General features: G+C 71.2%; 14 protein-coding genes. 4 read left to right on the top strand and 10 right to left on the bottom strand.

Annotated elements, in window-relative coordinates; translation table 11 throughout:
* Positions 1-178 precede the first annotated feature (178 nt).
* On the top strand, positions 179-1195 hold the full coding sequence (locus EAO77_RS24380; protein WP_261994122.1) for a hypothetical protein: 1017 nt from the start codon (positions 179-181) through the stop codon (positions 1193-1195).
* Between the two features lie 87 nt (positions 1196-1282).
* Positions 1283-2542 (top strand): helix-turn-helix domain-containing protein, encoded by a 1260-nt coding sequence (locus EAO77_RS24375; protein ID WP_147990427.1) that lies wholly within the window; start codon positions 1283-1285, stop codon positions 2540-2542.
* An 18-nt stretch (positions 2543-2560) separates the two neighbouring features.
* On the opposite strand, the gene EAO77_RS24370 is transcribed toward EAO77_RS24375, so the two are convergent.
* From EAO77_RS24370 to EAO77_RS24325, 10 genes are all read right to left on the bottom strand, one after another.
* A complete protein-coding gene (locus tag EAO77_RS24370; protein ID WP_147990426.1) occupies positions 2561-2926 on the bottom strand; it encodes a VOC family protein in 366 nt (121 codons plus the stop codon).
* 63 nt (positions 2927-2989) lie between these two features.
* A complete protein-coding gene (locus tag EAO77_RS24365; RefSeq protein ID WP_147990425.1) occupies positions 2990-3328 on the bottom strand; it encodes a metal-sulfur cluster assembly factor in 339 nt (112 codons plus the stop codon).
* On the bottom strand, positions 3325-3795 hold the full coding sequence (gene sufU / locus EAO77_RS24360; RefSeq protein WP_147990424.1) for a Fe-S cluster assembly sulfur transfer protein SufU: 471 nt from the start codon (positions 3793-3795) through the stop codon (positions 3325-3327). The genes EAO77_RS24365 and sufU overlap by 4 nt, the downstream gene beginning before the upstream one ends.
* A gap of 14 nt (positions 3796-3809) precedes the next feature.
* Complete coding sequence (locus EAO77_RS24355) at positions 3810-5066, bottom strand: cysteine desulfurase (protein ID WP_147990423.1); 1257 nt, start codon at positions 5064-5066, stop codon at positions 3810-3812.
* An 88-nt stretch (positions 5067-5154) separates the two neighbouring features.
* Positions 5155-5919 (bottom strand): Fe-S cluster assembly ATPase SufC, encoded by a 765-nt coding sequence (gene sufC / locus EAO77_RS24350; protein WP_147990422.1) that lies wholly within the window; start codon positions 5917-5919, stop codon positions 5155-5157.
* 7 nt (positions 5920-5926) lie between these two features.
* Complete coding sequence (locus EAO77_RS24345; RefSeq protein WP_147990421.1) at positions 5927-6244, bottom strand: bifunctional 3-phenylpropionate/cinnamic acid dioxygenase ferredoxin subunit; 318 nt, start codon at positions 6242-6244, stop codon at positions 5927-5929.
* Positions 6244-7425 carry a Fe-S cluster assembly protein SufD gene (gene sufD, locus EAO77_RS24340; RefSeq protein WP_147990420.1) on the bottom strand — a complete coding sequence of 394 codons (1182 nt, stop codon included), beginning with the start codon at positions 7423-7425 and terminating at the stop codon, positions 6244-6246. The genes EAO77_RS24345 and sufD overlap by 1 nt, the downstream gene beginning before the upstream one ends.
* A gap of 174 nt (positions 7426-7599) precedes the next feature.
* On the bottom strand, positions 7600-9021 hold the full coding sequence (sufB, locus tag EAO77_RS24335; protein WP_147990419.1) for a Fe-S cluster assembly protein SufB: 1422 nt from the start codon (positions 9019-9021) through the stop codon (positions 7600-7602).
* Positions 9018-9773 (bottom strand): helix-turn-helix transcriptional regulator, encoded by a 756-nt coding sequence (locus EAO77_RS24330; protein WP_147990418.1) that lies wholly within the window; start codon positions 9771-9773, stop codon positions 9018-9020. The genes sufB and EAO77_RS24330 overlap by 4 nt, the downstream gene beginning before the upstream one ends.
* A gap of 104 nt (positions 9774-9877) precedes the next feature.
* Positions 9878-10684: a DUF72 domain-containing protein gene (locus EAO77_RS24325; RefSeq protein WP_147990417.1), complete on the bottom strand. Its 807-nt coding sequence runs from the start codon at positions 10682-10684 to the stop codon at positions 9878-9880.
* 105 nt (positions 10685-10789) lie between these two features.
* On the opposite strand from EAO77_RS24325, the gene EAO77_RS24320 reads away from it, so the two are divergent.
* Both EAO77_RS24320 and EAO77_RS24315 read left to right on the top strand, forming a co-directional pair.
* Entirely contained in the window at positions 10790-11716 is a 927-nt protein-coding gene (locus EAO77_RS24320; protein WP_147990416.1) for an ABC transporter ATP-binding protein, read from the top strand.
* A complete protein-coding gene (locus EAO77_RS24315; protein ID WP_147990415.1) occupies positions 11713-12480 on the top strand; it encodes an ABC transporter permease in 768 nt (255 codons plus the stop codon). Before EAO77_RS24320 ends, EAO77_RS24315 begins: the two co-directional genes overlap by 4 nt.
* The last annotated feature ends 49 nt before the right edge of the window (positions 12481-12529 follow it).

Here is a 12529-nt window from a genome sequence, read left to right as displayed (position 1 = left end):
GGAACGGGCGGGTGGGTGTGGGTCATCTCTGTTCTCTCCCGATGCCGGACGACGGCGAGCGGCGGGCGCCGGGTCCGGCGCCGCCGGACGAACAAGGTAGCGACCCTCGTTCCTGCGCTCGAACCCGCCCGTTCCCGGCCCCTCGTCCGGGTGGAGCGGCGGGTGGACGCCCCCGCCCGTGCCACCGAAGCCGGGCGTGATCCCGCTGGCGCCCCCGCTCGGGACCGGGGGTGTCCTGGGCGGGGCGTTCGCCACCATCGGGCGCCACTGGAAGCAGCTGCTGGGCTTCACGGTCGTGGTCTACGGCGCGGCGGCGGCACTGTTCGGCGCCGTGCTGGCCGCGGCGTACGCGGTGTTCGCCCATGACATCCAGCACCTGTCCGACGCCCCGGAGTCCGCCGGTGCGGACGAGCTGTGGCCGCTGCTGTCCGCCTTCGGCGGCGTCTACCTCGCCGGCGGCGCGGTGATGCTGGTGGCGGGCGCCCTGGTCCACGCGGCCTGTCCGGCGCTCCTCCAGGACGCGGTGCTGGGTCTGCCCTCCTCCTTCGGCACCCTGTGGCGCCGGGCGCTGCCCAGGGTGTGGGCCGTCCTCGGCAGCCTCCTGGTCTCCGGGCTGATCGCGGCGGTGCCGATGGTGCTGCTGGCCGCGACGTTCTTCGGCATGGTCCTCGCGTTCGTGTCGCTGCTGTCCGACGGCCCGGACGGCTTCGGCCGGCTCTTCCTGGGCGGCCTGCTGGGCGTGCTGCTCACCGGTCCGCCGGCGGTCTGGCTGTGGGTGCGGTTCTCGCTGGCACCGGCGGTGGCTGTCTTCGAACGGCAGGGCGTCGTCCGTTCGCTGTCCCGCTCGGCGCAGCTGGTGCGGGGCAGCTGGTGGCGCGTCTTCGGCGTCTCGCTGCTGGCCTCCGTGATGGCCGTGGCGGTCGCCTACCTCGTCCAGCTGCCGCTCCAGCTGCTGAGCCTGATCCCGACGGGGCCTGCCTCGCCGTCCGACGGGTCGTCCGGCAGCGCCGCGGCGGTCACGGTCGCCGTGATGCTCGCCTTCGTCCTGCTCGGCGCGTTCGTCGGCCAGGTGGTGACGGCGGTCTTCCCGCCCCTGGTCCTCGGCCTGCTCTACGTCGACGAGCGGATGCGCAAGGAGAACCTCGGGCCGGCGCTCGCCGAGGCGGCAGGGGTGGGGGCGACACACCACCTCTAGCCCTGGGCCCATGCTTGACACTCCGTGCCTCCTGCGGCGACCTTGGTTACCCGCAAGTAAGTTCTGAGATGTCGATGAGGTCGCCCCGTGGACAGTGACCGCTACGTGCCGCCCGCCTACGGCGGCGTGCCTCTGCACCAGCGCCTCGCCGGTTCCCTGCGCGAACTGACCTCGGCGGTCCTCGACCGGCTCGTCGACCATGTGCCGGTCTACGGCACCCTGCCCGACGAGCAGCTGCGCAACGACATCCGCAGGGTCGTCGAGCAGGCCATCCGCAGCTGCGCGACCGTGCTGCGCACCGGCGAGCTCCCCGACGACGCCCAGTTGCAGGTGCTGCGCCAGTCCGCCGCGAAGCGCGCCGAGGAAGGCGTGCCGGTGGAGTCGGTGATCCGGGCCTACCACGTGGGCGCCCAGGAATGCCTGGAGCGGATGGCGCCCCACGCGGGCCCGGGCGATCTGCGGGCCGTGCAGGAGGCCGGACTGCTGGTGCTCCGTTTCCTGGAGCAGATGACCGCCACCGTGGTGGCCGGGTACTTCACCGAGCGGCAGGCAGCGGCGAGCGAGGAGCAGTCGGCCCGGCAGGCGGTGCTGGCGGCGCTCCTCGACGGCGACGACGTGCGGACCAGGAGCGCGCACTGGGGCTTCGACCTGCCGCCCTGCTACCTCGTGCTCGGGCTCTGGGTCGGCCCCCATCCGGACGAACGGGCCGACGGGGTGAGCCCGCTGATCGCGGTCAAGCGCAAGCGCAGACGTCTGCGGGTCGAGCTGGAGCGCCACGTGGGCGCGCCCGTCCTCTCCGCGCTGGGCGCCGAGGGCGGCATCGTCCTGGTGCCCCGCCGGGTCCCCGCCGAGGGGGTGACGGAGGAGGACTGGAACTGGCTGGGCGGAGTGGTGTCCCACATGAGCCGGGTCGCGGGAGTGGAGATCGTGGCCGGCGTGACCGCCGCCGCGCCCGAGGAGGTCGGCGCGGCGGCCCGGCTGGTGCACGAGATCCGCGCGGTGGCGGTCGCCTCGGGCCGGGGGCCGGGCGTCCACCGGCTCTCGGACGTGCTGCTGGAGTACCAGCTGATGCGCCCCGGACCGGCCCGCGACGCACTCGCCGAGCTGGTGCGCCCGCTCGCCGACCGGCCCGAACTGCTGAGCACGCTGCGCACCTTCCTCCAGTGCGGGCTCAGCCGCCAGCGGACCGCGGAGCTGCTGCGGATCCACCCGAACACGGTGGACTACCGGCTGCGCCGCGCCGCGGACGCCACCGGCCTCGACGCCACCTCGGGCTCCGACGTGGTCCGCGTCAGGGCCGCCCTCAGTGCCCACGACGCGCTCTTCGCCCACGACCGGCCGGGCTGACGCGCTCGCCGGGCGGTCTCAGTCCAGCAGCGTCTTCTTCGGGCGCAGCACGCAGAACTCGTTGCCCTCCGGGTCGGCCAGCACCACCAAGGTCGCGTCGTCCCCCTGCCCCACGTCCGCCCGGGTGGCACCGAGGGCGAGGATGCGTTCGACCTCGGCGGCCTGGTCGTCCGGGCTCAGGTCGAGGTGGAGACGGTTCTTGACGGTGCGGCCCTCGGGGACGGTGAGGAAGCAGATGCCGGGCAGCGCGGCGGCGTCCGACCCGATGACGATCTCGTCGGCGTCCTCGTAGAGGACCTTCCAGTCCAGCACCCGCGTCCAGAAGCGGGCGAGTGCGGGGGCGTCGTGGCAGTCGACGGAGATCTGGTAAAGCGAAACGGTCATGCCCGTCAGTGTGCCTGACGGGCATGACCGTTCCGTGGTGCCGGGCTCGGGATCCGAACCGGCTCAGACGTTGAAGCCGAGCGCGCGCAGCTGCTCGCGTCCGTCGTCCGTGATCTTGTCCGGGCCCCACGGCGGCATCCAGACCCAGTTGATCTTCAGCTCGTTGACGATGCCGTCGGTCGCGGCCTTCGCCTGGTCCTCGATCACGTCGGTCAGCGGGCAGGCCGCGGACGTCAGCGTCATGTCGAGGGTCGCGACGTTGGAGTCGTCGATGTGGATGCCGTAGATCAGGCCCAGGTTGACCACGTCGATGCCCAGCTCGGGGTCGACGACGTCGTACAGCGCCTCACGGACTTCTTCCTCGGAGGCGGGCTTCAGGGCCGCCCCGGCGTTCTCGGTCATGCCGTCTTCCTCTCGGCGTCGGTGCCGCCGGCCAGCGCCTGCGCGGTCGCGTCCTTCCAGGCCATCCAGCTCAGCAGGGCACACTTCACACGGGCCGGGTACTTGGAGACGCCGGCGAACGCGACCGCGTCCTCCAGCACCTCCTCCATGGCGTCGTCGGGCTCGATCTGGCCCCGGGACTGCATCAGCTCCAGGAAGGTGCCCTGGATCCGCTGCGCCTCGGCCAGCTCCTTGCCGACCAGCAGTTCGTTCAGGACCGAGGCGGAGGCCTGGCTGATCGAACAGCCCTGGCCCTCGTACGACACGTCCGCGATGCGCGAGCCGTCGTACCGCACCCGGAGCGTGATCTCGTCGCCGCACGTCGGGTTGACGTGGTGCACCTCGGCGTCACCGTCCCGCAAGCCCCGCCCGTGCGGGTTCTTGTAGTGGTCCAGGATGACGTCCTGGTACATCGAATCCAGCTTCACGCGTCGTCAGCCCCTCATCCGAAGAAGTTACGGACGTGCTCCAGGCCGTCGACCAGAGCATCGACCTCTGCCGGCGTGGAGTACAGATAGAACGACGCCCGCGTGGTCGCGGGAATTCCGTACCGCAGGCAGACCGGCCGCGCGCAGTGGTGTCCCACGCGGACCGCGATGCCCTGCTCGTCCAGCACCTGGCCCACGTCGTGCGGGTGGATGTCGCCGAGCGTGAAGGAGATCGCCGCGCCGCGGTCCTCGGCCGTCGTCGGGCCGATGATCCGCAGGTCCGGCACCTCCAGCAGCCGCTTCACCGCGTACTCGGTGAGGGCGTGCTCGTGCCGGGCGATCCGCTCCATGCCGATCGAGGTCAGGTAGTCCACGGCCGCGCCGAGGCCGACGGCCTGCGCGATCGGGGGCGTGCCCGCCTCGAACTTGTGGGGCGCGGGCGCGTAGGTCGACGAGTGCATCGACACGGTCTCGATCATCTCGCCGCCGCCGAGGAACGGAGGCAGGTCCTCCAGCAGCTCCTGCCGTCCCCACAGCACACCGATGCCCGTCGGTCCGCACATCTTGTGACCGGTGAAGGCCACGAAGTCGGCGCCGAGCGCCTGCACGTCCAGCACCATGTGCGGGGCGGCCTGCGAGGCGTCGATCAGCACCAGGGCGCCGACGTCCTGGGCGCGGCGGACGATCGCCTCGACCGGGTTGACCGTGCCCATGATGTTGGAGACCAGGGTGAAGGAGACGATCTTCGTCTTCTCCGTGATGACCTGCTCGATGTCGGACAGGTCGAGCCGCCCGTCGTCGGTGAGGCCGAACCACTTCAGCTTCGCGCCGGTGCGCTGCGAGAGCAGCTGCCACGGGACGATGTTGGAGTGGTGCTCCATCTCCGTGATGACGATCTCGGTCTCGCGGTCCACACGGTAGGGCTCGTCGGCCCAGCCCAGCATGTTGGCGACCAGGTTGAGCGACTCCGAGGCGTTCTTGGTGAAGATCACCTCGTCGCGGCTCGGCGCGTTGACGAAGGCCGCGACCTTGTCACGGGCGCCCTCGTACAGCGCCGTGGCCTCCTCCGCGAGCACGTGCACACCGCGGTGGACGTTGGAGTTGTGGCGCTCGTAGTAGGCGCTGAGCGCGTCGATCACCTGGCGCGGCTTCTGCGACGTCGCCGCGTTGTCCAGGTAGACGAGCTTCTTGCCGTCGTGGAGCACCCGGTCGAGGACCGGGAAGTCCTTGCGGATCGCCTCGGTGTCGAGGAGGCCGGGCAGCTGTGTCACGCCCATCCCCTTTCGTACGCTTCTCCGCCCGCGGGGCTCACCCGCGGGTCGGAGGCCGGCTGCGGGCCGGCGGCCCGGGGGGAGCCGCTCACTGAGCGACGCCGCCCTTGGTGTACTGCTCGTAGCCCTCTGCCTCCAGCTTGTCGGCGAGCTCGGGGCCACCCGACTCGACGATCCTGCCGCCGGCGAAGACATGCACCTGGTCGGGGTTGATGTAGCGCAGGATGCGCGTGTAGTGGGTGATCAGCAGCGTGCCGACCTCACCCGTGGCGCGCACCCGGTTGACGCCCTCGGAGACGACGCGCAGCGCGTCGACGTCCAGACCCGAGTCCGTCTCGTCGAGGATGGCGATCTTCGGCTTGAGGAGCTCCATCTGGAGGATCTCGTGGCGCTTCTTCTCACCGCCGGAGAAGCCCTCGTTGACGTTGCGCTCGGCGAAGGCCGGGTCCATGTGGAGCTCGCCCATCGCCTCCTTGACCTCCTTCACCCAGGTGCGCAGCTTGGGGGCCTCGCCGCGGATCGCGGTGGCGGAGGTGCGCAGGAAGTTGGAGACCGAGACACCGGGGACCTCGACCGGGTACTGCATCGCGAGGAACATGCCGGCGCGGGCGCGCTCGTCGACGGACATCTCCAGGACGTCCTCGCCGTCCAGGGTCACGGTGCCACCGGTGATCGTGTACTTGGGGTGGCCCGCGATGGAGTAGGCGAGGGTCGACTTGCCGGAGCCGTTGGGGCCCATGATGGCGTGGGTCTCGCCCTGCTTCACGGTCAGGTCGACGCCCTTGAGGATCTCCCGGGAGCCGTTGTCGGCTTCGACGGAGACGTGCAGGTCGCGGATTTCAAGCGTTGCCATGGGTGACTCAGGACTCCTGGGTGACGGAGACGAGCACATCGTCCCCTTCGATCTTTACGGGGTATACGGGGACGGGGCGCGTCGCGGGTAGCCCGGACGGCTTGCCGGTGCGGAGGTCGAAGCTGGAGCCGTGCAGCCAGCACTCGATGGCGCAGTCCTCGACCTCGCCCTCCGAGAGGGAGACGTTCGCGTGCGAGCAGATGTCGTTGATCGCGAACACCTCGCCCTCGGTGCGCACCAGCGACACCGGCGTGCCGTCGAGTTCCACCCGCCTGGGGGTGTCCTCCTCCAGCTCGCTCAGCGCACAGGCTTTGACGAAGGCCATCAGACGGACGCCTCCAGCTCCGCATCGATCTTGGCGATGAGGCGCTCCTCGACGTCCGGCAGACCGATCTGCTGGACGAGCTCGGCGAAGAAGCCGCGGACGACCAGACGGCGGGCCTCGGACTGCGGGATGCCGCGGGCCATCAGGTAGAAGAGCTGCTCGTCGTCGAAGCGGCCGGTGGCGGAGGCGTGACCCGCGCCGGCGATCTCGCCGGTCTCGATCTCGAGGTTCGGCACCGAGTCGACGCGCGCGCCGTCCGTGAGGACGAGGTTGCGGTTCATCTCGTAGGTGTCGGTGCCCTCGGCCGCGACCCGGATCAGGACGTCGCCGATCCACACCGCGTGCGCCGCGTCGCCCTGGAGGGCGCCCTTGTAGACCGCGTTGGACTTGCAGTGCGGCACGTTGTGGTCGACGAGGAGGCGGTGCTCCTGGTGCTGGCCCTTGTCGGTGAAGTACAGGCCGAAGAGCTCGGCCTCGCCGCCGGTGCCGGCGTACGCGACGCGCGGGTGGAGCCGCACGAGGTCGCCGCCGAAGGTGACCACCACGGACTTGAACGAGGCGTCCCGGCCGACCAGCGCGTTGTGCTGGGCGACGTGGACGGCCTTGTCGTCCCAGTCCTGCACGGAGACGACGGTCAGCTTGGCGCCGTCGCCGAGGATGTAGTCGACGTTGGCGGCGAGGACGGCGTCACCGGTGTGGTCGATGACGACGACGGCCTCGGCGAACGCGCCGAGCTCGATGAGCTGGTGGCCGAAGGCGGTGCCGCCCTCGCCGTGCACGGCGATGCGGACCGGCTCGGTCAGCACGGTCTCCTTGGGCACCGTGACGACCGAGGCCTGCTCGAACGAGGAGTACGCCTGGGCGGCGACCCGGTCGACCGGGGTGCCCGCGCGCCCGAGCCGCGCGTCGTCGCGCCCGACGGTCTCCACGATGACGCCCTCGGGCGCCTCGATCGCGACCTTGACGCCCGACCCGGTGGCGACGGCGGTGCCGTCGTGGAGCCCGCGCAGCCGCTCCAGCGGGGTGAAGCGCCACTCCTCCTCGCGGCCGTGCGGGACCGGGAAGTCCGCCACGTCGAACGACGGGGGCGCACTCATACGGGTGGCGACGGTCGACTCCGCGGCCACCGCGATGGAGCCGGCGGTGGTGGAACCCACCGGGATGTTCTGAGCCTCAGCCATGGCTGTCGGTCTGCTCGCTTTCTGCATTCGGTGCGTTCGCGCGCCCTCGGCGGCCGCGGCCGGAACTGTGCTCCGGCCGCGGCCGCCGAGGGCCCGCTCACTGGGCTCACCGTGTGAGCCCGGGGACGTGATCGGGACGGCGGGTCCGGGCGGCTGCCCGGGGCCTTGGGGGGCCTAGCCCACCGAGCCCTCCATCTGCAGCTCGATCAGCCGGTTGAGCTCCAGCGCGTACTCCATGGGGAGTTCCTTGGCGATCGGCTCGACGAAGCCGCGCACGATCATGGCCATCGCCTCGAACTCGGTGAGGCCGCGGCTCATCAGGTAGAAGAGCTGGTCCTCGGAGACCTTGGAGACGGTCGCCTCGTGGCCCATCGAGACGTCGTCCTCGCGGACGTCGACGTAGGGGTAGGTGTCCGAGCGGGAGATCGTGTCGACCAGCAGCGCGTCGCACAGCACGTTGGACTTGGCGCCCGGCGCGCCCTCGCCGATCTCGATGAGACCGCGGTAGGAGGTGCGGCCGCCGCCTCGCGCCACCGACTTGGAGACGATGTTCGAGGAGGTGTTCGGGGCCATGTGGACCATCTTGGCGCCGGCGTCCTGGTGCTGGCCCTCGCCCGCGAAGGCGATGGACAGGGTCTCACCCTTGGCGTGCTCGCCCATCAGGTAGACGGCCGGGTACTTCATGGTGACCTTGGAGCCGATGTTGCCGTCGACCCACTCCATCGTCGCGCCCTCGTAGGCCACGGCGCGCTTGGTCACCAGGTTGTAGACGTTGTTCGACCAGTTCTGGATGGTCGTGTAGCGGCAGCGGCCGCCCTTCTTGACGATGATCTCGACCACGGCGCTGTGCAGCGAGTCCGAGGAGTAGATCGGGGCGGTGCAGCCCTCGACGTAGTGGACGTAGGCGTCCTCGTCGACGATGATCAGCGTCCGCTCGAACTGGCCCATGTTCTCCGTGTTGATGCGGAAGTAGGCCTGGAGCGGGATGTCCACGTGGACACCCTTGGGGACGTAGATGAACGATCCGCCGGACCACACGGCCGTGTTCAGCGACGCGAACTTGTTGTCGCCGACCGGGATGACGGTGCCGAAGTACTCCTGGAAGAGCTCCGGGTGCTCCTTGAGCGCGGTGTCGGTGTCCAGGAAGATGACGCCCTGCTCCTCCAGGTCCTCGCGGATCTGGTGGTAGACGACCTCGGACTCGTACTGCGCCGCGACACCGGCGACCAGGCGCTGCTTCTCCGCCTCCGGGATGCCGAGCTTGTCGTAGGTGTTCTTGATGTCCTCGGGCAGGTCCTCCCAGGAGGCGGCCTGCGCCTCGGTGGACCGCACGAAGTACTTGATGTTGTCGAAGTCGATGCCCGACAGGTCGGAGCCCCAGTTGGGCATGGGCTTCTTGTCGAAGAGCCGCAGGCCCTTGAGCCGCAGCTTCAGCATCCACTCCGGCTCGTTCTTCTTCGCGGAGATGTCGCGGACGACTTCCTCGGAGAGGCCGCGCTTGGCGGCGGCACCGGCCGCGTCGGAGTCGGCCCAGCCGAATTCGTACGTACCCAGGCCCTCGAGTTCGGGGTGGGCAGTCTCCGTGGGGAGAGTCATGCGGGGTTCCTCCCGGCCGTGCTTGCAGATGCTGGTGGTGTGGTGGTCTGTGCGGCGCCGCTCCTGGGGGAGCCGCGCGGGATGAACGTGGTGCAGACGCCGTCGCCGTGGGCGATGGTGGCGAGCCGCTGCACGTGCGTCCCGAGGAGCTTCGAGAAGAACTCGGTCTCCGCCTCGCACAGCTGCGGGTACTTCTCGGCCGCGTGGGCGACCGGGCAGTGGTGCTGGCAGAGCTGTTCGCCGACCGGCGCGGTACGGGCCGTAGCAGCGTACCCGTCGGCACTGAGCGCCTTGGCCAGCGCCTCGGCCCGGTCCTCGGGGGCCGCGGCGTCGACGGCGGCGCGATAGCTCTCACCCTGGGCCTCGATGCGGTCCCGCGCGAACGCGGCGACGGCGGCCTCGCCGGCCGCGCCGCCGCCGGCGGACCGCTCGATCCAGCGCAGGGCGTCGACGGCCAGCGTGTCGTAGGACTGGTCGAAGGCGTCCCGGCCGCAGTCGGTGAGGGCGAAGACCTTGGCGGGGCGGCCGCGGGTGCGCGCGCCGTAGACGCGCTGCTCGCGGGGCTCCACGACGTTCTCGGAGACGAGGGAGTCGAGGTGGCGGCGGACGGCCGCCTGGGTGAGTCCGAGCCTGCCCGCGAGGTCGGAGACGGTGGACGGGCCGTGGTCCAGGATGGAGCGCGCGACACGGTTGCGCGTGGAGCGCTCACCGGTCGCGAGTTCCTCCTGGGGAGCCTCGCCAACGTTTTTCACAACGCCATTGTTGCGTAATTCCTCGGACAGTGACAAGCCGCGTCCCGATCACCGCGCGGTGCCGTGCATCACTTAGGCATACCTAAGCTGACCTGCGGAAACGATCACGCGGAGTGCTCCGCCGCAGGTCCGGGCGGCTGCGCGGACCGCCCCTCCGCGGTGGCCGGCGGCACTGCGGACCGTCCCGTCGCGGCCACGGAACGAACAAATCCGGTCGCGTCGCGCACCGCCGCGCCGCCGGGATCGTTGTTGAAGAACGCGTACACGTCACCGCTCGCCGGCCAGGCGTCGGCGATCCGCTCCGCCCAGGAGGCCAGGGCCCGCCGGCCGTATCCGGGCCAGGGCTTCGCGCGGCCCTCGTGGAAGCGCACGTACCCCCAGTCGGCGGTCCGCCACAACGGGGTCACCGGACGCGATCCGCGGTCCGCCCAGCACAGCGCGGCTCCCCGGTCCGACAGAACGGACGCGATGGCGTCGGTCCACCACGACGCGTGCCGCGGTTCGACCGCGACCCGCACGTCGCGCGGGAAGCACCCGAGCACGTCGTCCAGCAGGCCGGCGTCCGCGCGGAGCGTCGGCGGCAGCTGGAGCAGCACGGGCCCCAGCCGCTCCCCCAGCCCCGCGGCCCGGTGCATCAGCCGACCGACCGGCTCCTCGGGATCCCTCAGCCGCCTGACGTGGGTCAGGAAGCGGCTGGCCTTCACGGCCATGACGAAGCCGTCGGGCGTGCGGTCGTGCCACGCGGCGAAGGTGCTGCGCTCCGGCAGCCGGTAGAAGGCGCCGTCGTTCTCGACCACCGGGAAGTGCCGCGCGTACTCCTCCAGCCAGAGCCGCTGCGGCACCCGCTCGGGGTAGAGCTCGCCGCGCCAGTCCCGGTACTGCCAGCCGCAGGTGCCGATGAGGACGGGCATGCCGGACGGGTTCCCCGTCAGCGCCGTCCCATCCACGGGCGGGAGCCCTCCCGCGTCCCGGGGGCGCGCAAGGGGACGCCCGGGCGGGTCCCTAGACTTCCCCGCATGAGCAACGAGTGGGCCGTCCGGGTCCGGGGCCTGGTCAAACGGTACGGATCGAAGACCGCGGTGGACGGCCTGGACCTCGATGTCGCCACCGGCTCCGTGACCGCCGTGCTCGGCCCCAACGGCGCCGGGAAGACGACCACGGTGGAGACGTGCGAGGGCTACCGCCGCCCCGACGCGGGCACGGTGCGCGTCCTCGGTCTCGACCCGGTCGCCGACGCGGAACGGCTGCGTCCGCGGATCGGCGTGATGCTCCAGTCCGGCGGTGTCTACTCGGGCGCGCGCGCCGAGGAGATGCTCCGGCACATGGCCCGGCTGCACGCCCATCCGCTGGACGTCGACGCTCTGATCGAGCGCCTCGGGCTGGGCGGCTGCGGCCGCACCGCCTACCGCCGGCTCTCCGGCGGCCAGCAGCAGCGCCTCGCGCTGGCCATGGCCGTCGTCGGCCGCCCCGAACTCGTCTTCCTCGACGAGCCGACCGCCGGCCTCGACCCGCAGGCCCGCCGCTCCACCTGGGAGCTGGTGCGCGAGCTGCGCGCCGACGGTGTCACCACCGTGCTGACCACGCACTTCATGGACGAGGCCGAACAGCTCTCGGACATGGTCGCGATCGTGGACGCGGGCCGGGTGATCGCCCGGGGCACCGCCGAGGAGCTGTGCCGGGGCGGCGCCGAGAACACCCTGCGCTTCACCGGCCGCCCCGGTCTCGACCTGGGATCGCTGCTCAAGGCCCTGCCCGACGGCTCGGCGGCCGCCGAACCGTCCCCGGGCGCGTACCGCATCGCCGGCCGGATCGACCCGCAGCTGCTGGCCACCGTCACCTCCTGGTGCGCCCAGCACGGGGTGATGCCCGACCGGATCTCGGTGGAGCGGCACACGCTGGAGGACGTCTTCCTGGAGCTGACCGGCAAGGAGCTGCGCGGATGAGCGCCGGCACGTACACCCCGAAGCCGGGCGCGGCACCCCTCGCCCGCATGATCACCGCCCAGGCGGCCTTCGAGACGCGGATGCTGCTGCGCAACGGGGAGCAGCTGCTGCTCACCGTGATCATCCCGTCGCTGCTGCTGGTCCTCTTCTCCACGGTCGACATCGTCGACACCGGGGCGGGCGAGCCGGTCGACTTCCTCGCACCCGGGGTCCTCGCCCTCGCGGTGATGTCGACCGCGTTCACCGGGCAGGCCATCGCGACCGGCTTCGAGCGGCGCTACGGCGTGCTCAAGCGGCTCGGCGCCTCGCCCCTCCCCCGCTGGGCGCTGATGTGCGCCAAGACGCTCTCGGTGCTGGCGACCGAGGTGCTCCAGATCGTGCTGCTGACGGTGATCGCGTTCGCGCTCGGCTGGTCCCCGCACGGCAACCCGCTGTGGGTCGTGCTGCTGCTCGTCCTCGGCACCGCCGCCTTCTCGGGGCTGGGACTGCTGATGGCGGGGACGCTGAAGGCGGAGGCGACGCTGGCCGCGGCCAACCTCGTCTTCCTCCTCCTGCTGGTGGGCGGCGGCGTGATCGTGCCGCTGGACCGCTTCCCCGAGGGCGTCGCCGACGTGCTCGCGCTGCTGCCGATCGCGGCCCTCTCCGACGGCCTGCGGGACGTGTTGCGGGACGGCGCGGGAGTGCCGTGGGGGGACATGGGCATTCTCGCCGTATGGGCCGTGCTCGGACTGGGTGCCGCAGCCCGGCTCTTCCGCTGGGAGTGAGGCGCACGCCAGGATGCTTCCATCGGGACCCGCACGACCGGAGGTCTGG

The sequence above is a fragment of the Streptomyces sp. T39 genome, from assembly GCF_008042045.1.
In the GTDB taxonomy this organism is placed as follows: Bacteria; Actinomycetota; Actinomycetes; order Streptomycetales; family Streptomycetaceae; genus Streptomyces.
The sequence above is the reverse complement of the archived record's forward strand: the minus strand, read 5'-3'. Positions and strand labels throughout refer to the sequence as shown.

Coding starts and splice junctions, on each gene's coding strand:
- sufD (WP_147990420.1), bottom strand. CDS start 7,425: ATGGCTGAGGCTCAGAACATCCCGGTGGGTTCCACCACCGCCGGCTCC.
- EAO77_RS24325 (WP_147990417.1), bottom strand. CDS start 10,684: ATGCCCGTCCTCATCGGCACCTGCGGCTGGCAGTACCGGGACTGGCGC.
- EAO77_RS24370 (WP_147990426.1), bottom strand. CDS start 2,926: ATGACCGTTTCGCTTTACCAGATCTCCGTCGACTGCCACGACGCCCCC.
- EAO77_RS24365 (WP_147990425.1), bottom strand. CDS start 3,328: ATGACCGAGAACGCCGGGGCGGCCCTGAAGCCCGCCTCCGAGGAAGAA.
- sufB (WP_147990419.1), bottom strand. CDS start 9,021: ATGACTCTCCCCACGGAGACTGCCCACCCCGAACTCGAGGGCCTGGGT.
- EAO77_RS24345 (WP_147990421.1), bottom strand. CDS start 6,244: ATGGCCTTCGTCAAAGCCTGTGCGCTGAGCGAGCTGGAGGAGGACACC.
- EAO77_RS24320 (WP_147990416.1), top strand. CDS start 10,790: ATGAGCAACGAGTGGGCCGTCCGGGTCCGGGGCCTGGTCAAACGGTAC.
- EAO77_RS24315 (WP_147990415.1), top strand. CDS start 11,713: ATGAGCGCCGGCACGTACACCCCGAAGCCGGGCGCGGCACCCCTCGCC.
- sufC (WP_147990422.1), bottom strand. CDS start 5,919: ATGGCAACGCTTGAAATCCGCGACCTGCACGTCTCCGTCGAAGCCGAC.